This window comes from Flavivirga amylovorans (genome assembly GCF_030540875.1).
Lineage (GTDB): Bacteria > Bacteroidota > Bacteroidia > Flavobacteriales > Flavobacteriaceae > Flavivirga > Flavivirga amylovorans.
This window is the reverse complement of the sequence record NZ_JAUOEM010000004.1, coordinates 1-20,732: the sequence shown is the minus strand read 5'-3', so window position 1 is coordinate 20,732 and position 20,732 is coordinate 1. Positions and strand designations below refer to the sequence as shown.

The 20,732-nt window shown below is 32.8% G+C and carries 17 protein-coding genes; 1 reads left to right on the top strand and 16 read right to left on the bottom strand.

Annotated elements, in window-relative coordinates; translation table 11 throughout:
* Positions 1-46 precede the first annotated feature (46 nt).
* From dinD to Q4Q39_RS11760, 12 genes are all read right to left on the bottom strand, one after another.
* A complete protein-coding gene (gene dinD / locus Q4Q39_RS11815; RefSeq protein WP_303282698.1) occupies positions 47-886 on the bottom strand; it encodes a DNA damage-inducible protein D in 840 nt (279 codons plus the stop codon).
* Between the two features lie 274 nt (positions 887-1,160).
* The gene (locus Q4Q39_RS11810) at positions 1,161-1,937 is read right to left on the bottom strand and encodes a type 1 glutamine amidotransferase domain-containing protein (RefSeq protein ID WP_303282697.1); all 777 of its coding nucleotides are present in this window, start codon (positions 1,935-1,937) and stop codon (positions 1,161-1,163) included.
* 369 nt (positions 1,938-2,306) lie between these two features.
* Positions 2,307-5,165, bottom strand: coding sequence for a type I restriction endonuclease subunit R (locus Q4Q39_RS11805; protein WP_303282696.1), 2,859 nt, complete (start codon positions 5,163-5,165; stop codon positions 2,307-2,309).
* Positions 5,165-6,880 carry an FRG domain-containing protein gene (locus tag Q4Q39_RS11800; protein ID WP_303282695.1) on the bottom strand — a complete coding sequence of 572 codons (1,716 nt, stop codon included), beginning with the start codon at positions 6,878-6,880 and terminating at the stop codon, positions 5,165-5,167. Before Q4Q39_RS11800 ends, Q4Q39_RS11805 begins: the two co-directional genes overlap by 1 nt.
* A gap of 1 nt (position 6,881) precedes the next feature.
* Positions 6,882-8,090, bottom strand: coding sequence for a restriction endonuclease subunit S (locus Q4Q39_RS11795; protein WP_303282694.1), 1,209 nt, complete (start codon positions 8,088-8,090; stop codon positions 6,882-6,884).
* Positions 8,091-9,659: a type I restriction-modification system subunit M gene (locus Q4Q39_RS11790; RefSeq protein WP_303282693.1), complete on the bottom strand. Its 1,569-nt coding sequence runs from the start codon at positions 9,657-9,659 to the stop codon at positions 8,091-8,093.
* Between the two features lie 4 nt (positions 9,660-9,663).
* The gene (locus tag Q4Q39_RS11785) at positions 9,664-10,647 is read right to left on the bottom strand and encodes a nucleotidyl transferase AbiEii/AbiGii toxin family protein (RefSeq protein WP_303282692.1); all 984 of its coding nucleotides are present in this window, start codon (positions 10,645-10,647) and stop codon (positions 9,664-9,666) included.
* Positions 10,644-11,225: a DUF6088 family protein gene (locus Q4Q39_RS11780; protein ID WP_303282691.1), complete on the bottom strand. Its 582-nt coding sequence runs from the start codon at positions 11,223-11,225 to the stop codon at positions 10,644-10,646. The genes Q4Q39_RS11785 and Q4Q39_RS11780 overlap by 4 nt, the downstream gene beginning before the upstream one ends.
* Positions 11,226-11,505: 280 nt before the next feature.
* On the bottom strand, positions 11,506-12,021 hold the full coding sequence (locus Q4Q39_RS11775; protein WP_303282690.1) for a hypothetical protein: 516 nt from the start codon (positions 12,019-12,021) through the stop codon (positions 11,506-11,508).
* Between the two features lie 170 nt (positions 12,022-12,191).
* On the bottom strand, positions 12,192-12,449 hold the full coding sequence (locus tag Q4Q39_RS11770) for a helix-turn-helix domain-containing protein (RefSeq protein WP_303282689.1): 258 nt from the start codon (positions 12,447-12,449) through the stop codon (positions 12,192-12,194).
* Positions 12,450-12,509: 60 nt separating this feature from the next.
* Positions 12,510-12,725, bottom strand: a complete 216-nt coding sequence (locus Q4Q39_RS11765) for a helix-turn-helix domain-containing protein (RefSeq protein WP_303282688.1) — start codon at positions 12,723-12,725, stop codon at positions 12,510-12,512.
* Between the two features lie 227 nt (positions 12,726-12,952).
* Entirely contained in the window at positions 12,953-13,948 is a 996-nt protein-coding gene (locus Q4Q39_RS11760; RefSeq protein ID WP_303282687.1) for an IS110 family RNA-guided transposase, read from the bottom strand.
* Positions 13,949-14,391: 443 nt separating this feature from the next.
* On the opposite strand from Q4Q39_RS11760, the gene Q4Q39_RS11755 reads away from it, so the two are divergent.
* Positions 14,392-14,724, top strand: coding sequence for a hypothetical protein (locus Q4Q39_RS11755; protein ID WP_303282686.1), 333 nt, complete (start codon positions 14,392-14,394; stop codon positions 14,722-14,724).
* Between the two features lie 341 nt (positions 14,725-15,065).
* Here Q4Q39_RS11755 and Q4Q39_RS11750 read toward each other — a convergent pair whose 3' ends face one another.
* The 4 genes from Q4Q39_RS11750 to Q4Q39_RS11735 form a co-directional block, all read right to left on the bottom strand.
* The gene (locus Q4Q39_RS11750; RefSeq protein ID WP_303282685.1) at positions 15,066-16,277 is read right to left on the bottom strand and encodes a hypothetical protein; all 1,212 of its coding nucleotides are present in this window, start codon (positions 16,275-16,277) and stop codon (positions 15,066-15,068) included.
* Between the two features lie 311 nt (positions 16,278-16,588).
* Positions 16,589-17,353 carry an outer membrane lipoprotein-sorting protein gene (locus Q4Q39_RS11745; RefSeq protein WP_303282684.1) on the bottom strand — a complete coding sequence of 255 codons (765 nt, stop codon included), beginning with the start codon at positions 17,351-17,353 and terminating at the stop codon, positions 16,589-16,591.
* 24 nt (positions 17,354-17,377) lie between these two features.
* The gene (locus tag Q4Q39_RS11740; RefSeq protein WP_303282683.1) at positions 17,378-19,756 is read right to left on the bottom strand and encodes an efflux RND transporter permease subunit; all 2,379 of its coding nucleotides are present in this window, start codon (positions 19,754-19,756) and stop codon (positions 17,378-17,380) included.
* Positions 19,757-19,914: 158 nt separating this feature from the next.
* Positions 19,915-20,511, bottom strand: coding sequence for a TetR/AcrR family transcriptional regulator (locus tag Q4Q39_RS11735; protein WP_303282682.1), 597 nt, complete (start codon positions 20,509-20,511; stop codon positions 19,915-19,917).
* Positions 20,512-20,732 lie beyond the last annotated feature (221 nt).

Genomic DNA, 20,732 nt, shown 5'->3' with positions numbered 1-20,732 from the left:
AAATTAGGGGCTTGTGCAACGGCTACCATTGTTGTGTGTAGTGTTTTTAATTCAATTTATCAGGATTTTTCCCAAGTCTTTTTGATTCAGAATTCACTCTTCTTTCAAGCTTTTTAAGATCCTCTTCTGGTGGTAATTCCTCTGGCTTTATGCCTCGTTTAAGCAGAATGTTTCGGACACCACGATTATTTGTAATGTGTTCAGCTGAAATTTGTCTTTCTGTTGACAACCCTTTTTCTTTAGTATTGAAAACAGTTATTTCAGCAGCAAAATCTTTAGCTTTAATAGTTATGGTCGGCAAGAAGTCTGCAAGTGCTCTTCCTTTAGGAACTCCTAACTTCTTTTTCATCTGTTGTGTGGTTTTCCCAAATAAAGCTTGGTCACCTTTACTCCTAATTAGTCCAAAATTCCTATCGTTTCCAGTTTGTTCGTAAATAAGTTCAGAAAGTTCCTTTTCAGACAATGTTAATTTTTGTCTTGCTTGAAGTCTTTCCCAATCCTTTATTCTCTTCTCTATTTCTTCAAATTTCCGTGTCTGTATTGCGAAGTAATTTTGAGCAAAAGCAATTTGCTCTTTTCTTGGGTCTCCATTTTGTGCTATTAAGTAACAAGCGTATCTTGTTAACATAATATCCTCAATTTCTCTTTCACTTCCAGAACCGAGTTTAACCATTTTGTTGACGTCAACAAAATGGTCTAAAATTTCATTACCTGTAGCTTCACAAGAAGTTTTGGCTTTAACGATAACCTTTTGAAAATTCCTCCATTCTGAATAACCAAGTAAGTGCTGAATATCTCTTGCAAACCAAAATTCAATTCCATTTTCTGTAGTTTGAGAATGGTCTTCAAAAGTGTTTGAAAGTGATTTTATTAATTCTGATTTCATATAGTAAAAATACAAATTTTTAATGTGATTTTTATCGGTTTCGGGACATTACACACAACGTCAGACTGTCTCAAAACCCAATTTTATAACATATGTATTCGGATACCTGTCTTTGAAAATTTTGAAATACTCAATTCTCAGAGAGCGAATCTGAGTTTTGAGACAGACTGACGGTCTCGGCTATGAGTAGTTGCGTGGTTTAGCACTTAACTTTGCAAGTACACACCAAACTGAAGATCCTCGAGGATCTTCAGAAGTAGGAGAGAACAAGCAATTACTTATAACCATTGTTGGCATTAGTTTTTTCTATTTCATTTATCATTTCTTTTGCAATTATTGCTGAAGATGGTAAGAACATGGTCGATACAATTCTCTTGTCAATTACTACATCGTGTTTATCATTCAAATCTCTTTTAGTTTGAAACATTCCCCCATTTTCCCTCAATTGGTCCTCCAGCATTACAGGTAATAAAGTTCCTTCTTTAGCCCAACTTTTAGTAATCTCAGTCGAATTTGGAAATCCAGTTACTTTTTTATCTTTAACCATATAATCACCATTACTAAGTTTGACATTTGCAAAAGCACCAGGGCCATGTCCGCAACCTCCTACGATTCCTTCATTTTCATAAATTTTCGCTATAATAGATAATAAACTGTTGTTATTGGCAACATCAAACAATGGTCCATATCCACCTCCAATAAAAACAGCTTTATAGTTTTTATAATCTACTAAATCAGGCGTTAATGAATTTTCAACATTACCATTAAAATTTTCATATTTTATAGTATAACTACTTATTCCAATAGGATCCATTGAAAAAGGTACTTTTCCCCCTGTTGGTGAAACGAAATCAACTTTATATCCATGAGAAACAAAAACATGATATGGGGGTGCTACTTCCCAAAGATTGTTTCCAGCAAAGTGTTTTTCTGGGTCACCCATGTGTTCTGTATTTGAAACTATAATCAATATTCTTCCCTTTTCAGTTTTGTCATCGTTACATGAGATAAAAATTAATAATGCGAATAATGCCAAGAGTATTTTTTTCATTTTATTTGATTGAGCTTTATAATAGGACAATAAATAGAAAAAAATGTTACAGTTTTTCAGAATTAATACCAACGTCTCCGTATATGAAACGTAGCGTATAAAAAACACTAAATTTTCAGATTATACACGAGGCGAATTTTTATTTTTTCTATTTATCTTTTAAATTCTAAATATATAAAAATAAAAATTTGGCGGACTTAATAAATAAGCAATAACCTCTCGGAAAGCCTATAATAGCTATGTTTTATATACATTGTTAGCTGCTGGCTTTTTTCGCAAACTTGCTAGCGTTGGCAAAGATATACTCTTTTACAGTTTGGATTTAGCTTGGATGGTGCGACTGTAAATGTGTATGGCTTTCAGCGTTGGCTATTCCGTCATAATTCCGCTAATAAATGTTTCCACAAATTCCAGTATTTTATTCGTAATGCGTTCCGCTTTAGTTTTTCTTTCTTTCAGACTTGGACGAGTATTCATAGTTCCAATAATATCATCACGTAAAGGAATTTTCTCCGTAAACATATAATCGCCAATTACTTTTTCCAGTTTATCAGAGTCTAATCCTTCTTCTTGACTTAAAGATTTTATAGCTTCTAATTTTTCAGTTGTCATAAACTGAACAAATTCATCTGGAATATCTTCAGAGTCTTCAATTACAGGCAAATGCTCATTAATAAATTTTTCAATTAATTCACGCTTACTTCGTAGCTTTGTATCTCCAGCCACAATATCCATAATGTTTTTAAGTTGTTTTTCTTGCTCATCAGCCGAAACAGAATTTTTAAGGTTTGCTAGTAATTTTAAAATGTAGGCAACATTAATTTCGTCTCTATGAATTAGTTCTAATTCAAAATCAATATCGTTTAGAATCGATACTTTTTCCTTTGCATTTTCTCGTTTTACCTTATCTCTTAAATCTAAATATTGTGTTTTATAGTCTTCAAAAGTTTGTTCATTTATACTTAAATCATCAAACGTAAATTCTGTAAAGGTTTTTAATACATTCAATGTTCGCATTAACTCCCTAAATGCTTTAGCAAAAGCCAATTCATCTTCTTCATCTTTCAAATCGTGCACACTATCAACAGTTGGCGCTATTTGCAGTAACTGTATAAATGTATCATTCATCTTTTTTACATAATCTTCATAAGGTTCAATAATTATTTCATCCTTAGATTCTATATTTGAGAACAAAGCGATTGCATTATCTGTATGCTGTTTTAAATTTCTAAAACAAACTACATTTCCTTGAGATTTTAATTCGTTTAAGATTCTATTTGTTCGTGAAAACGCTTGAATTAAACCGTGATATTTTAAGTTTTTATCTACATAAATGGTGTTTAACGTTTTGCTATCAAAACCAGTTAAAAACATATTTACTACCAATAAAATATCGACTTGTTTGTGCTTTACTCTTTTGGCAATATCGTTGTAATAGTTATAATAACTTTGCGTGTCTTTTGTAGAATAATTTGTGCCAAAGGTTTTGTTGTAATCTGCAATAAAACTATCTAAATGTTCTCTTGTATGTTTAGAATTATATGTTGGCTTTGGTTCTGCTATTTCGTTTAAATCTACTTCATCAAAATCAGAAGTTGTGAAACCTAAAGTATCTTTATCTTCTTCGTTAGCTTGATAAGAGAATATAGTCACTACTTTTAAATTGTGGTCTTTTGCTTTAAATAATTGATAATACTTAATTAGTGTTTCAACATTACTTACACACATAATGGCAGTAAACTCCTTGCTATGTGTTTTTCTATTGTGGTTGGCGATTATGTATTCTGTAATGGCATCTAAACGCTCAGGTGCTTCCATTACTTCCTTTTCGTCTATGGCTTCTACATCAATATCTAAAATGTGTTCTTTCTTTTTGAATGTATTTATGTATTCAATAGAAAATTTTAAAACATTTTCATCTCGTATAGCATCTGTGATGATATATTTGTGTAATGCTTTTTCGCCACCAAACAACATTGCAGTTGTCCGTTTTCCAAACTCGTTCGTTCCTGCATTGGGTTCAAAAATTGGTGTTCCTGTAAAACCGAACATTTGGCTTTTTTCAAAGAATTTTTTAATGTCTTCGTGTGTTTTCCCAAACTGACTTCTGTGGCATTCATCAAATATGAAAACAACACGTTTGTCTTTTAAGACTTCCATTTGATTTAAATACTTCGCTTTGCTAATAGCTGTATTCAATTTTTGAATGGTAGTAACAATCAACTTATTATCGCCAGCCAATTGTTTTACCAAAGCCTTAGTATTGTTTGTACCATCAATACTACCTTTACTAAAACTATTAAATTCCTTGGTAGTTTGGTAATCCAAATCTTTTCTATCAACCACAAAAATCACCTTATACACTTTTGGCATATTCGTTAGGATTTGACTGGCTTTAAAACTGGTTAAGGTTTTACCTGAACCTGTGGTGTGCCAAATAAATCCATTTTTGGTAGTATTTTTTACGCGTTCAATAATAGATTCTACCGCAAAATATTGATAGGGACGAAGTACCATTAAAACTTTTGCAGATTCGTTCTGTACAACATATCTCGTAATCATTTTAGAGATATGACAAGGTTCTAAAAATATATCTGCAAATTTTGAGAGCTGCGTTACCAATTTATTTTTGGTATCGCTCCAATAAAAAGTTTGTTTAAAGCTACGCGCTTTTATTGGGCTGTTAGCGTAGTATTTTGTGTTTACACCATTGCTTATCACAAATAATTGCACAAATTGAAACAATCCAGCTCCTGCACCAAAGCTATGCCGCTCATAACGGTTAATTTGATTAAACGCTTCTTTAAGTTCTAATCCTCTACGCTTTAATTCTATTTGCACTAAAGGTAAACCGTTTATTAAAATGGTAACGTCGTAACGGTTTTTGTACATACCTTCCATAGTCACTTGTTGTGTAACTTGAAACTCGTTTTTACACCAATGCAGTTGGTTAATAAGTTCTATGGTTTTGTTTTCTCCTTTGTCGTTGGTAAAAGGAACTCTATCACGCAATATTTTGGCCCTTTGAAATATGGAACCTTTATTTATGTAGTTTAAAATTTGCTTAAAATCGGTATCAGATAGCGTAATTTTATTATGCTTTTCTAATTGCGATTTTAGATTGATTAATAAATCTGCTTCATCTTTAATAACCACTTTTTCATAACCCAATTGAACTAATTGGTTCACCAAATTATTTTCTAGTATTTGTTCTGGTTGTGAGGTCATTAGTTTGATTCGTTATTTAAAGATTTTGCAAACTCGACTATTTTATTTGTAGTTTCTTCTGCAATAGTTCTGCGGTTTTTTAAACTAGGCTTACTTTTTAATGCTGAAATCACACTATCTGGTAAAGGTGGCTTTTCATCATATAAATAGGTGTTGATTACCTTTTTTAGTTCGGTTGTTTTTAGTTTTTCCGCTTTTGCGAAAGCAGAAAGTTGTTTTTTCCTATCGTCTGTCCAAAAAGTAGTTTCATCAAATTTGCTGCTCAGTACTTTAGGCGTACTATCTTTTGGTCTTTCATTAATAGTTTTAGAATCTATGTAAACAGGAATGGGTCGATGCGAAATACTTGCAATGTAACTATCATCTTTATAACGTTCTCTTATATAACTACTCATATGGCTAAGGTCTGGATACACCGAACCACTATGAATATTTAGAGACTCTAATTGTTCTAGTAAGACTTTCTTTGAATTAGCATCGATAATGACAATTTTGGTGGGTAAACTGTCTAAACTTTTTCTTGAAGCTTCGCTACTTACAAAAATAAAATCACCACTTTGATTGTTGATTCTTTGATTTTTCGCAATTCCTTGAACAAACCAATTTTGTTCAAAACATTCCTCTTTTTGCGTTTGGGTTAAGTTGCAAGAGTTATTTTTGTAATCTTCATCTTTACTTACAACATTGTTTGTAATACATTTTAAACGTTCATCATCAAAATTTAAGAAGTTGTCAGAATCTGGCACAAAGGAATATACCAATCCATCTGCATTTGCTCGGTCTAAGTTATTACAAGCAAAGAAAATAGAAACTAATGGGTTGCGAGTAATATCTAATAACCTTGTTGGCATTCCAAAATGCTGCATTGTAATTAAGCGGTCATAAATACTGTAATCATTTGTAAATGCTTCAGGTTTTAGCGAGAGAATATCATAATACATTCTAGCTTCATTTTCTACATACTTCTCTTCCCTTGTAAGGCTAGAGTCTAAGTACCACGTAGCATCTGCTTGACCTCTGTAATAGTTATTTACACTTCCTTTACTTAAAATATCTAATAACTCTCTCAATTCTTCTTTATCCTCTTTACCTACTTTAGAAAACACAAAATGAATCTTTTCGTCATATTCTTTTGATATAAAAAGTTTTTCAACTCTAGATTGTAGTTCTTGATTAGGGTTTTTGTTTTCTTTTACTAAATCTGCCAATTGAATAAACAAATCGCGCCCTTGTTCTGCTTTTGAATAAGCGATAAATTCAGGCCTTTTTCTTGGGGCTTGATTATTTATGAGATATTGTAAATAGGTATATAGAAAATTATTTCTCTGTAGTTTAATTTTTTTATGTGGGTCCTTTTTATTGAGTTGTGTTAGTAGTTGCCATAGGATATATTCTTTAATGTATTCATACCTTTTTGTTTGACCTTCTTCTTTATGGTCTTCAAAAAGCGTGGTAATGTTTTTTATGTTTAAATCGTTTCTGTGAGAATTATTATTAATACTAAAGCTTATTTTAGATTCTGTAAAGTAAACTTCACCTTTTAGATTAATTTCTTTTTTTGCCGCGTCAGAAAGAAAATAATGCTGAAACGATAAGCCGCCTACAGATTCAAAATAGTCCAATGTCCAATAGTAGTATTTTTTATTATCTAAAAAACTTACTAAATAAGATTCAAACTCCTTTTGTATTTCATCGTTTATTGTTGTTAAATCCATATTACACGAACATTTTTTGAAGTAAGCCTTTTTTGAAATCTTCAGTAGTATCTATTTTATTTTTTAGGGTGTCTATTTTGATATCCAAAGCGGTGATGTAACTAGCAATTTTGGCCTGTTCTTCTAGATTTGGATACGGTATAAATAAATTCCCGAAATTCTCGAAAGTTATTTGCTTTCCATCTCTAATCCCAATTGTAGTCTTACTTAGGCGATTAATAAATCGTTCTTTTTTAAAATAAAATTTATAAAATGAATAATCAATAGGTACAATATTCTTTAAAATAGTATAAGCAGGACTACAGATTCCTAATTTGTTCGAAAAGTCAATACCTCCTTGAAACGAACGAAGAGTTATTACAAAATCATTAGGTTCAACTATTTTATATGATTTTACACTTTTTGCAGAAGATTGGATTTTTATGCCACTCTTTTCTCTGTATATCATTCCCTCTTTTTGGGAAGCAGATAGTATGGGTAAATCGCTATTATGATTCTTATTCGTATAACTTCTAAATATTTGATTTGCTTTTTTCTCTTCCCAATCAGGAAAATCATTTCCATAATCATCTTTAAATCGAATTTCTTTATTAAAGATTTTTTGCATTACACCTTTTTTGTAATTTATTAAATAGTCTTTCTTTTTATTCAATAAATTAATTCTTCTGTCAATAGAAGTTAAAAAATCAGCGATTTTTTGTTGCTCAATAAGCTTTGGGAAAATAACATTACCAGATAAGACAGTACTATTGTTGACTTTCATATCATTTTTGGCTCCTATATTCACAAGAGGTTTTAAATATCTATTAATTCTTGGAATATGATAAAAATAATAATCGATAAATTTTGGTGATGAATTATCTTTTGCAGCATATATGGCGTAAAGTGTAGAAACTATACCATCCTCAAAATCATTATATTTCATAACACCATAGGGATATTCTTTAAGCGGTGATTTCGTATAAACTAATTCATTTTTTAATAAAATATTATATGGTTTTACGGAAACACCTGCATATGACCTGCCGTGATATTTCATTTGATTAACAACACCAACTTTCGCAGCAACAGAAAGGACATCTTTTTTGGTGAATTTTAATTCTTTATTTTTTTTATCGCTTCTACGAACAAAATAATCTAATCTTTTCTTTACCCAATCTTCTGTAAACTCTGGAAAACGTAATTTGGGTATGATTTCTTTATTTTCCATTTAGAAAGGTTTAGGGATGTTTAATTCTTCGCAAAACTTAGCAATTGCACTATCTACCATTTTAAATTCTTGGTCAATCATTACTAGTTTTTCACTTACCTCAAGTAAATCAACTTCCTCTTCTTCTTCGAAAGTATCTACATAGCGAGGTATATTTAGATTGTATTCGTTTTCTTTGACTATATCTATTGTAACTACTTTGCTGTATTTCTTTATGGATTCTCTATTTGTATAAGTGTCAATAATAAGTTGTACATCTTCATCCCTTATTAAATTTTGGTTTTTTTGTTTTTTAAAATGTTTTTCATCACTTGCATCAATAAACACAATATTATCGGTTGCTTTTCTGCATTTTTTGAGTACTAAAATGCAAGTTGGGATAGAAGTCCCATAAAATATGTTAGCAGGCAAACCAATTACCGCATCTAATGCATTTTTGTCTTCAATCAAATATTTACGTATTACGCCTTCTGCACCACTTCTAAATAAAACTCCGTGAGGTAAGACAACTGCCATTGTTCCATTATCGGCTAATTGGTGGTACATATGCTGTACAAAAGCATAGTCAGCTTTGGATTTAGGGGCTAACTTACCGTATTGCGCAAAACGCTCATCTGTACTGTTTAATGGATTGTCTTTGCCTTTCCAATGAGCAGAAAATGGTGGATTTGCTACAACAGCTTCAAAACGTTTGTCTAAATGTTGAGGGTTTTCTAAAGTGTCTTCATTTTTAATGTCAAATTTTCGGTAATGAATATCGTGTAATATCATATTCATACGAGCCAAGTTGTAAGTAGTACGGTTTAATTCTTGACCGTAAAACTCACTTACATCTGCTTCTCGTTTTACGCGCAACAAAAGTGAACCAGAACCACAAGTTGGGTCGTAAACAGATTTTATTTTAGTTTTTCCAAGTGTTACAATTTTTGCCAATATTTTTGACACTTGTTGCGGTGTATAAAATTCCCCTTTAGATTTTCCAGAGAGTGCAGCAAAATTTCCGATTAAATATTCGTAAGCATCACCTAAAACATCTGATTCTAAATCTTCTAGTTTAAAATCAATTTTATGCAATTCTTTAATGATATCTACAATTACTTCATTTCTTGCGCTTACAGTTCTCCCGAGTTTAGTTGAAGTTAAATCTAAATCTTCAAACAGAGCAGCAAAGTCTTCTTCTGAGTCTTCGCCCATTGTACTTTGTTCAATGTGATTTAAGACTGCTTGTAAATCGTCTAGAATAAATTCACTTTTACCTTCAACTTTGCGACTTCCTTTTTCGGCGATGGTTTCAAAAAGCTCTTTTGGCTCTAAAAAATAGCCTAATTTTATAATACACTCTTCACGTAAAGCTTCTAAAGTTTCAGTATCGGTTACTTTTTTAAAGTCGGTTTCATCTTCACCTTGTAATAATTCTGTTACGTATATGTTTTGCTTTTCAGAAAGGTATTTAAAGAAAATAAATCCTAAAATATAATCCCTATAATCATCAGGATTCATTTTGCCTCTAAGCAAATTTGCAATTGCCCAAAGACTGTTCTGTAATATTTGTTTTTGTTCGTCTGACATTTAATTATTTCAATTCGTTTGTTATATTTTTAAGTAGTGTATCAAAATCAAGTGATTCACCGTGTATCATACTATCCTGCATTTCTTTATAATCTCCTTTGTAATTTTCAAGTAAATCCTCTGGTGGAATGATGCTAAGGTTTTTTAGTGTTAAGCTCCTATAGTCAGTTGTTTTCATAGGCGTTAATACACTTCTATGTGCAATAATACTCTCAAATAAAGTGGTGTTTTTTAAAGCCTTTGCACCGTAATCTGAATTTAGTATTTGCCCTATATCGTAAAAATGTCTAGACATTCGTAGATGTCGCATTTTTTCTTGTGGCTTCTGAAATTCTTCGTGTAGTAGAATTAATTTCTCTAAAAATGTTTTTTGAGGATTGGTTGCGTTTACTGTAAATTTTTCTTCTGAAAAATCTGTTTTAGGATAGTGCTCATCAATCATTGACTGTATGGCAATTTCTTCATTTGGTTCTATTAAAGACCTTGCACTAACTTCTATTAGCACTCTTTTTGGAAGATAGGACACATCTTCAAATAGCGATTGGTAGATAACTTTAATTGTTTCTGGGTCTTGGTCAGAAACTTGTGTGTTTTCAACGACCATTTCATATAAACTAGCGTCAACACCGTATGCTGTTAGCTGTTTTTGAAGTAATTGACATAACTCATTAGAAACAAAGGTGTGGCAAGCTCTTCTTAATTTACGAATTTGCCCTTTTGATAGATTACCGTCAAAACCTAAGTATTTGCGGTCAATACCTAAATCAATATCTTCTGAAAACCGTTGTATTAGATGAAAAGCTTTACTTAATGAAGTTCCACCTTTGAATATTAAATGATTTGCTACCTCAGAAGTGAAAATCATTCGTAGTATTAGTGTTACCCAAGCATCTTTTTCAACCGCTTGTGGTGGTAGATTGGTTTTTACACCTATTTGGGTGAACAACTCTATCTGCTCTTCTTTTGATAATGTTAGCCAGTTATTCATTTATTGATTATTTTTTTTTGAATCCAAACAGGTGCATTTTTTAAGTTTTGATAGATGATTTCTATTTCTTCACTTTCTTCAATGATGTGCTGTATTTTATCTAACTGTTTTTCTGTAACATTTTTTTCTCCAATTTCCTTTAGAGCTTGAATGATAAGGTTTGATAGTCGGTGTTCAATACTCAGATTTTTTGGGTTCGTTTTTTTAAATTGAATGGTTTGATTTCCCGCCTTTATTTTTCTTGCAGAACCATCTGTTAAGAACACTACTTTTAGTGGGATTTGTGTAGATAGTCCCAATAAGTTTAGAGCTGTTGAACCAGTAGCTATGATTCTAGCTTTGTCACGCTTAGCGATGGCTTTTGCAATTTGTTCTGCGTGAGGATATATGATACCCAGAGTTTTATGTTTTTTTGGTAAAAAGTATATGCCTTTTGCAATACGTTTTATACAATCATCTTTAGTCAGGCGCTGCAAAGATTTACGTACAGCCTCATAGTTACCTAATTCGGTAAAATCCGAGATAAAGAAAATTTCGCCACGCTTAATTTTCTTTTTTATGACTTTTAAATCTAACATTGTCCCAAAAATAGTAAAAAAATGGGACTATGCAATGTTATTTTGTCCCGAATAACATCTTTTTTTGGGACAATTCAGATTAATACTGTTTTGAGAATCGGGATAGATTTGAGTGAGCGTTGGAAAAAGGCAAGCTCTTTTTATTTTTTGAGGCACGAAAAAAATGAAATGTGCTTGACTGCGCGTTGGCTTTTCAGCTTGCAGCTAACGGTTAGTGTATGAGCAGTAGCGGGCTTTAAGCGTTGGCTTTGTGCGAGCTATTGCTTATACACCATGTTAGCTACAGTTTTTTTAATTCTTTCCAAATGCTTTCAGTCCTCATCCTCTCGAAATCGTCTTTTAGGCTTTTCCAATCTTGGTAGTCCTTGGTGACTTCCTCATAGCTCTTTCCCGTTACTTCATCCCTGTTGGTTCCAGTTCGAAGTACTTCAAGATTAGATAACCGTTTTGTCAGATTCCGATTTAGCTTGTCTTTTCCTTTGAAGAGCTCTTTAAGCTTAGTCTTAAGTTCAAAAGGGTATAATCTGTCGAGGAATTCCGCAGCACCTCGTTTGTTTTCATCAATATTCGATTCTAAAAGCAAGAGCCAAAGCTCATCTGGACTTAGCAGTGGAAGCCGGACAAAGCCATATTCGTCACCCCAGCCTTCATCCCACATTTGCTCCGCTTTCCACCTAACTCCATCCTTATCCTTGAAGCAGTCATTTTCACTGTCAGGTTTTAGTCCAAAGTCCTCGGGTTTGTTTTTATTATACCTGAATGAGGTAAGAAAGTATTTCTCCTTAGGATTTATCAATTCTTAGATTTTTAATTGTAGCTAACAAAATTGTATAAACGCACTTTATGGCATTTATTTCTTGATATTTCCGGATAAACGCCATAAAGTGTGTTTATTTTTTATATACACAAACCAAATATAAGAAATATCCTTCGCAGAAAAATGATAGTCTATTTAAAATCATCATTCTACAATTCAAAATCTAATAATTCCTTTGGATGTACCTCCAATACCATAGCAAGAGCTAGCAAGGTTTCGAAAGATGGATTGGTGTCACCTCTTTCAATTTCTCCCACTGTTTTTTTGGATAAATATTCACTTCGATCACTTAATTCTTGTTGTGAGATATATCTGTTAGCATACTCAGAACTCTTAGTTCCCTTTCTCAGTTTAAGTATATGCTTACCAAGTTCTTTTTTCTTCTTAATAAAATCTATTTTATTCATGACAATAAAATTCTTAGTTAAAATATAGAAGTAATAGGCAAGAATTTTTTGCTTTTGGTATTAAAAATCAAAAAAATCAGTTAAGGTTATTTTGAAATAATTACAGATTTTAACTAAAGTAAAATAGCTAACATCCCTTTTACCTTGTTCTATTCTTGCAAAGTGTATTCCGGTATCATTATAAGCATTTTGTTGACTTACGCCTTTTTTATGACGTAATTCTTTTACTCTTTTTGCAAGTAGAGATAAAGCTAATTCTTTAGAAGTATTTTCCATGACACCAAGGTCATAACATATTTTTTCAACAACAATGACGTTTTGGTCATTTTTTTGTATATTAGCTTTTTAATAATTTTGCGATTCTTCGTATAGAAAATATTTGAAGCTGTCGCTTTGAGTCTCTGAACTGAAAACTGGTAATTTTTGCAACGAGATGATAAGTAGATTGGCTCACGTATTCTATGGTTAAAACAAGTTTTTACCGATAAATTTATTGATTTCTTTCAAGCAGCATATTTTTTAATATCTATATAAGGAGTTCCTCTTTGTACTACTGCAAAAACCCTAGCCAATAATTTGTTTCTTATGACATTTATTGTACTCCTTCTATTTTTCCCTTCTTCTACTTTCTGCTCATAATATAATTTCATTTCAATATTATATTGGATGGCTGTTTTAGCACACATATCTAGTAAACTCTTTATCTTTTTATTGGCATAGTGACTTACCCTAGTTCTCCTTCGAATACTAGTTCCTGAAGAATATGGAAATGGAGCTATTCCGCAATAAGAAGCAAATTTCCGAGCGTTTTTAAACTTTGTAAAGCCATTGGTATAAACGATTAAAAATAAAGCTGTTTGTGGCCCTATACCCCTAATACTAGTTATGAGACTGTAATGCGCTTTCAATTTAGAGCTACTATCAATGATTTCCTTCATTTGATCTTCTATTGATTTAATCTCAATTGACAAATATCGGATCAACTTCTTATGGGATTGAAAGAAGCTTCTGTTTTCAACTCTGCAAAATAGTCTCTGATATTCTCCCAAAGAATTTTTATAACCTGCACGGTGTTTTACCATTCGCTCACGAAGTGAAAGTAGTCGTTTCAATTTATTAATTGCATTAGTGGGCATTTGGAACAGAGTAATTTCATCTCTTAGCCTATAAGCATATAAGGCTATTTTAGTAGCATCTATTTTATCGTTCTTTCCCCGAACTATTCCCAAAGACTTTTTTATTTCCAGTCCAGAAACCACTGCAAAGGGGATATTATGTTTAGACAAAAACACAGACAGTCCATATGAATACAGGCCTGTATGTTCGAAAACAAATATCGTTTCCGAGTTCAAATAACGAGTGTTCTTTCTCACCCATTTCAACATTTTTCCATAACCTTTCAATGTGTTTTCAAAAACGTCGAACACCTGGCTGCTATGAATTCTTACATCTAAAGTCAATTTACTGATGTCGATTCCTACGGTCTCTTTAATTTTCATAGTTTTATGTTTTAAGTTAATGGTTACCTTGACTAAAACCTTTAATAGGTAAACTCTAAAATTCTATTTGGTCCTTTGTAACCGATTGAAAAGAACGGAGACTAATACGTGAGATAGTTCTTGTTTACTAACAGGCGTGCAAGTTCACTCCGTTCTTTTTTATTCCCTCAAACTTAATAACAATTTTATGAGTTATTAGTCTCCCCCGAACCCCCTCTTTTCAACATAATCATAATCATTCTTATGTGTGTTTTTATTTAAAACAAATCTAAAGGTACCCGGGCGTGGGCTCTCTTATCGGTGCTAGGTATACCAGTACCTCAGTTTAGATAAGTTGAGTTCCACGTCTTTTTTGTTTCCACACATTTAAGGCTTTGATGAGATGATATCTCCTTTTTAAGGAACTAAACTTAAAATGTTATTAACTAACAACATAACATGTTATGAAAAAAGGAGACCGCTATGCATTACCCGATAGTTTTATACTACCACATTATGCTATTATAGCCGTATTAATGGTATTACTGGATAAGTCTGAGCTAAACCATGCTGTTAAAAAACATTGTAAAACGGGGTTAAGGGTTATTGGCATTATTCATGCCGACGAGGGCTACGATACTGGTACAAATTTGTTATTAAATAAAGAATTTGATGCGTTTTTTGCATTATTCCCTAAAGATTTTTTTAATAACAGATCACTTATTCCAGCTATTATGATTATTGAAAACATAGAACAGTGTATTAAAAATAATTACTTAGAATGTGTTGATAGTTAGAGCAAAAAAACATCTCGGTTTGAGATGTTTTTGGCTCTTTTTTTATGAAAGAAGGGAAGCAATGTCATTCAGATTACAGCGAACCTGCCTGCCGCAGGCAGGGAGTCTCTCACCTAATTATTGTTATGCCTAATTGGGCAAAGTAATTTTAGACGCTTTGGTTGTTTATTATTCTGGATGACATATTGTTATTTGGAGATTCTCTGCCTACGGCAGGTTCGCTATAGCCTGTACTGAGTACTGAGTACAGTTGAAGTGTGAGAATCTTTTAAATTAAACAGATTGCCACAGTCGTACCTCCTTCGCAATGACATCCAAATTATACTTTTTAGTCTCTTCTATCAAAAAAACTTAGATAAACTAAATCTTAAAAAGCTGTCTTCTTGAAAATTAGATAGTATAAATTCATTGGTATCTATAGAACTAAACATTCTGGCTTCTATTTCTGCTGTCCAACTGCTTCCAAAACGTCTGGAGGCTTCTATACTAAAGATCTTGCTGCTCGATTCTAAATCTGAAATCCCTCCGATTAAAATTGAGGTATCTTGGGTATCGTTAAAAGCGATTCGGCTTCCAAAAAACACATCATTCTGCAAGGCGTTTAAGGCTAATTCATCGCGTTCATCATAAAGATATTCACCTAGTAAACCAATGTCTAATCCGTTACCATCAATATTGCTAAAGGTAAACTCCAAACCTGCTACCATCGCAAAGAAATCTTGTGCTTTAGCACTTCTGTAAATGGATTCCAGTTTCCATAAAAAGGCATTGTGTGTAATCTGTAAATCTAATCCTGTTTGATTAATTACGGGGTAAAATGCGTTGATGTTCCCTTGTTGATCGAATGAAAATAGGGGTTCTCTTCCGTTTCCATAAAAATGCGTCAGTCCCACATCGAAAGCTCCAAAATAATGCTTCCACCTAAAGGCCAAATCTTGGCGCCATGCTTCGGCACTGCTTTCATATTGAAGATCATCTTTATCTATAACTACTGGAAACCTTAAGCGTCCTTTGGCTCCCGAGAATGTTCGTTTTCTGTGATAGGGCAAATAAAAGAAATCGAAACTCCCCAGTTTATTGGTTGTATAGGTAAATTGTACCATGGGTTGTCCTAATTTATCTTCACCATCAAAAGACTCCACGGCATCTGTTTGGTTTATAATGTCTACCAAATGATTACTCTCGGCGACACCCCAATATATTTTTTTAAGTCCTATGCTTAGTTCCCAGCTTTTTTTTGCTTTTTGATAATACAGTTCTCTTATATCCCAATGGGTCCGTTCATCGTCCACATCCAATCTAAAAAAACCTGTAAAATTAAACTGCTCGTAGCCTTTATTCCAATCTAATGAATATTCTGGGGTAAAGGCTATGGAAGGAAAGTGTCCCTTTTGCTCGTTAAATGCGGCATCGTCATAAAAATATCTGTATTCGGCTTCAACTTCCAGCTCGAAATCCTGATTTATTTTCTTGTCTTCATTTTGAGCAGGCACTACTTGTATACTCAAAAAAAGAATGAAACTAATGCTATTAAATATTATTTTTTGGTTCATTGTGTTTTATTAAAAAACTTAGGTTTGGTGTAATTTTTTCAAAAAAATAAGTCTATAATTATTAGTTATTTGTCATTTCGACAAAGCGAAGTATGAGCGACGAGAAATCCCAGAAGGATGAGATTCCTCCTCATTCTTCGTTCGGAATGACACCACTCTCCTTTTTTGAGATAATTACATTGAACTCACATTAAAAAAGCAACACCAAAAGGCTATCATTAATCCGGGCTATCAATCAAATCAATCAAAAAACTTAGGACAATTAAGATAATTCCAGCCTATGGCATTGCTTCACTCGAGTTAGTCTAACGTTAAGATCTTTTTAATGCGACTTGCGTAAAATCTTCTTCAGATAAACTGACGTCAAAATTATAGTCGCTAAATTTTAATATGGTTTCTTTATTACTTTGGTGGTTTTTCATAATAAAGGTACCTGCTCTCCAAAATTTGTTCTTATAAATTTTGTAATCGCTATATACTAATGTTTTTAGTAAGGCATTTTTTCTGTCGTAGAACTCCACTTTTTCAAAACGATAGCCTTTGTCTTTGTTATATGTTACTAAACGCCTTGTATATCCAGATTTAGGATCTACAGGATCTTGCTCAACTACGATAAGGCTTCCCTTTTCTTCAATAAACTTGTATGTATATTTTTCAACTTCTTGAGATGATAAATCTTCGTATGCAAATTCACTACCTACAAAGGGCCCAGATTTATTATTGGATGAAATTCTTTTTACACGCTTAATGGATGGCAAAAATAACCATTGGTCATCTGCTCCAACTTTATGAGTAAATGTTAATGTGGAAGTGCCCTTAACATCTTTTGGGCTATTAAAAACGATAAGGGATTTATCACCATCTTCGGTAAGCTCCAATGTTTTTGTTGTAAGCGATCGTTCACTGGTTTGACCGTTTTTATTTTTAAGGGTCATTTTTAAATTCACTGTAGAGCTATTAAACCCTAAATCTGCTTGTTCTGCTGCTTTAGCAATTTGTAATCCGCGCTCCTCTGGTGTTTGTGCTTGTATTCCTAAAGTGATTAATACGGTTAGTATAAAAACTATTCTTTTCATTTTTTTCTATTTGATATTATTAATTTATTTATCGAATGCTATTTGTGATTCTCTTATATTTTGTGCTGAGACTGCTTCTTTTTTACTTGTAAGTATGAGTAATGATGGCAGTAAGATGAAATCTATTATGAGTGCTGCCAAAATGATGATGACTGTTATTCTAGCCATATAACTGTTTAAGGCGAATGACGATGTAGAGAGTACGGCAAAACCAGCCAATAACACAATGGTTGTAGTTACAAGTGCTTTACCAACTGTTTCAAAAGCATACACTACAGCTTGTTTGGCATCGTAACCTAACTCGCGTCTGGCTCTTAAAAACTTACTCATAAAGTGTACAGTGTCGTCTACTATAATTCCTAATGTCATCCCAAAAACAATCACCATTCCTGTATTTATTTGTGCTTTATAAAGTGCCCAAATACCAAAACCAACTAACACTGGAGTGACGTTCGGGATGATACTTAGTAAGCCTAATTTGAAATTTTTTAATGCTAGCATCAACACTATAGAAATTAATATGAGTGCAATAATGTTTCCTTTAAACATACTGTCTGCTTGCCTGAATCCTAATTTAGAAAACATTAATGTTGGACTTACGCCTATGGCATGCATCGGTTTTGGTGTATTGTTTCTTAACCAAGCTTCCCCTTTTTTTGAAAAAGCAATCATATCGGCACTGGTAATGTTATCCACTGTTACAGTGACTCTTGTTTCAGATTTATCGACATTAATTTGATTGTTTAAGTCTAATCCAAAAGGCAAAGAGAGTTCATACAACAATAAATATTGGGCTGCTTCATCTCTATTATCGGGAATGCGATAAAAACTTTCGTCGTCCCCGTGCATGGATCTGTTTACGCGTCGGGCCACTTCACTAAAGGCATTAACATGTATAACTTCAGGTTGTTCGTTAAGCCAATCTTCAAACGCATTTAAATTTTTAAGGTATTCTGGATTGTTGATACCGCTACTTTCGCCACTTCCTATGGAGTATTCTATATTATAAATACCTGTTAGGTTGTCTCTTATATAATCGGTATCTGTTCTAAATGCAACAGTTTCATCAAAATAATTTATAAACTCGTCGTTAAATGTATTTTTGGTAGCTAGATATGTGAGCCCTCCAATAACTAAAAAGGATATGATTGTTAACCTTACGGGTTGTTTTACTACATAATTTCCTAAGCTGGTGTACCAATTATTATGTGCTTTAATTTCTTCTTTTCTCACTTTAGACTTCACTGGTAAAATGGCCATTAATGCTGGTAATGTTGTGGTAGAGTAGAGGAAAGCCATTCCCATACCAAAGGCTGTGATATTACCTAAATCCCAAAATGGTGGAACATCTCCAAAATTCATGGTTAAAAACCCTATGACTGTTGTTAAGCTTGTAATAAATACGGGCATGAAGTTTAATCGTATGGCTTCTTTTAGGGCATCTACTTTGTTAAGCCCGTCTTTACGCATTTTTTGGAGCATGGTAACGAGTATGTGAATACTATCTGCTACGGCCAACGTAAGAATCATGGTTGGAAATACAGATGAGGGTGGTGTTAGTTTAATACCCATTAATCCAACAAATCCGATAGCACTCATTATAGAAAATATAACTATAATTAAAGTTGCCAAAGTACTCCATATATTTCTGGTTAGTATAAATGTTGTTATTATAACGATGATTAACATAATCATCGTTAAACCCATATCATTCATTGAAGATTCAAAGAAAGCGGTATTCATTGGTATTAAACCAGAAGTATGTACTTCGAAATTTGGGTGCTTTTCTTTAAAATCAGAAATCATATTTCTAACAAAGGGGGTTACTTCTCCAGGAATTTCATTTAAATCTACTCCCGGAAGCCTAACGGTTATATTTATAGCAGTAACGCTACCTGCTTCGTTAAGAATTCTGTTAACCAGCAAAGGTTCTTTTAAAGCTTTTTCTTTGATTTTCAGAATCTCTGCTTCTGTTTTTAAAGCCGTTTCATAAGACAGATCATCTACATACAAATCGTCTCCTACTGCACTTGTATGTTGGAAATTAGTTACTGCGTCTACTCTGGATGAATATGGTGTATTCCAGGATTCTGCGGTTAATTCCTCTATAGCAGTCAGGTTTTCTTTAGTGAATATGTTACCGTTGGATGGAGACAGTACAATAATGACGTTATCGTCTTTGGTATACTTATCTTGTAAAGCATCAAAGGCTTCTAGTTCTGGGTTCGATTTGCTGAAGAAAACATGGTAATCGCCATCAAATTCCATATTTCCTTGAGACCCTAATCCTATGGCTAGTATTAACGTAGCCAATAGTACTGGCCATTTAAATTTTATTACGAAGTTGGCCCAATTCCTCGTAAAAGCATTGGTGGCATCTTTTGCCTTTTTGATTGTATTCATATAGTGATTTTAAAAGTTGACCAGTCAATTATAAATTGAACAGATCGGTGGTTAATAATTAATTCTTTTATATTAAAGACGATTTATATATCTATAAGAGGGACAAATAGTTAATATTTTTAATAGTTGACCAGTCGACTATTAATGTTTTTTAAAAATTATTTTAAGAGTACCTCTTTAACCATAGTTATAAAATTGTCAATAGGTACAGCGCTTTTCATTTCTTTCATACTAATCATAGATCCTTTTCCAGCATCCTCAATAAAAGCAGCAATGACCTCAGCTGTCATAGTGTTTTTAATTTTCCCTAAATCTTGAGCTTCTTGAATGACACTAGTAATTAATGATAATACCGTTTGCTCCTTTACAAGAATAGCGGTTCTTATCTTTTCATTATGCTCTGCCATTTCACTAGCAAGGTTACATGCCATACACCCCATTTTACATTCCATTTCACCTTTTAAAAGACTCGCTCTAAATTCATAAAAATCCAAAAGGCGTTTCATTGGATCTATAGATCTGTCTTCTAAAATTACTTTTGAAGAAGCAAAATGTCCATTAAAATACTTTTCTATAGCTTTTACTGCGAAATCTTCTTTAGATTCGAAATAAAAATAAAAAGACCCTTTTGGAACATCGGCAGCCTTTACTATATCATTCACACTTGTACCATTATACCCTTTACTCCACAGGATCTCTATTCCCTTTTCTAAAAGGAAATCTGCTTTGGCATCATGTTTAATGGTTTTCGGCATATAAATAAAGTTGGATACAAAAATATGACCACTCGTCTAGTAAATCCAAATTTTAAATGTTAAAATTTTTATAAACGCAAAAAGGCTGCCTAAATAGGTAGTAGTGGTCGGAAGAAATTCTGACCACTTTTTTTATGTTTCTTTTTTAAAAATCATATTGGGATCACCTCCAGTATGAGTTATAATTATTGCAATTGCAAGGTTCCTAATTTCCATTTTCA

Bases quoted from the DNA above. Each gene is read 5' to 3' on its own strand.
- dinD (WP_303282698.1), bottom strand. From the start codon at position 886: ATGAAATCAGAATTAATAAAATCACTTTCAAACACTTTTGAAGACCAT.
- Q4Q39_RS11810 (WP_303282697.1), bottom strand. From the start codon at position 1,937: ATGAAAAAAATACTCTTGGCATTATTCGCATTATTAATTTTTATCTCA.
- Q4Q39_RS11805 (WP_303282696.1), bottom strand. From the start codon at position 5,165: ATGACCTCACAACCAGAACAAATACTAGAAAATAATTTGGTGAACCAA.
- Q4Q39_RS11800 (WP_303282695.1), bottom strand. From the start codon at position 6,880: ATGGATTTAACAACAATAAACGATGAAATACAAAAGGAGTTTGAATCT.
- Q4Q39_RS11795 (WP_303282694.1), bottom strand. From the start codon at position 8,090: ATGGAAAATAAAGAAATCATACCCAAATTACGTTTTCCAGAGTTTACA.
- Q4Q39_RS11790 (WP_303282693.1), bottom strand. From the start codon at position 9,659: ATGTCAGACGAACAAAAACAAATATTACAGAACAGTCTTTGGGCAATT.
- Q4Q39_RS11785 (WP_303282692.1), bottom strand. From the start codon at position 10,647: ATGAATAACTGGCTAACATTATCAAAAGAAGAGCAGATAGAGTTGTTC.
- Q4Q39_RS11780 (WP_303282691.1), bottom strand. From the start codon at position 11,225: ATGTTAGATTTAAAAGTCATAAAAAAGAAAATTAAGCGTGGCGAAATT.
- Q4Q39_RS11770 (WP_303282689.1), bottom strand. From the start codon at position 12,449: ATGAATAAAATAGATTTTATTAAGAAGAAAAAAGAACTTGGTAAGCAT.
- Q4Q39_RS11765 (WP_303282688.1), bottom strand. From the start codon at position 12,725: ATGGAAAATACTTCTAAAGAATTAGCTTTATCTCTACTTGCAAAAAGA.
- Q4Q39_RS11760 (WP_303282687.1), bottom strand. From the start codon at position 13,948: ATGAAAATTAAAGAGACCGTAGGAATCGACATCAGTAAATTGACTTTA.
- Q4Q39_RS11755 (WP_303282686.1), top strand. From the start codon at position 14,392: ATGAAAAAAGGAGACCGCTATGCATTACCCGATAGTTTTATACTACCA.
- Q4Q39_RS11750 (WP_303282685.1), bottom strand. From the start codon at position 16,277: ATGAACCAAAAAATAATATTTAATAGCATTAGTTTCATTCTTTTTTTG.
- Q4Q39_RS11745 (WP_303282684.1), bottom strand. From the start codon at position 17,353: ATGAAAAGAATAGTTTTTATACTAACCGTATTAATCACTTTAGGAATA.
- Q4Q39_RS11740 (WP_303282683.1), bottom strand. From the start codon at position 19,756: ATGAATACAATCAAAAAGGCAAAAGATGCCACCAATGCTTTTACGAGG.
- Q4Q39_RS11735 (WP_303282682.1), bottom strand. From the start codon at position 20,511: ATGCCGAAAACCATTAAACATGATGCCAAAGCAGATTTCCTTTTAGAA.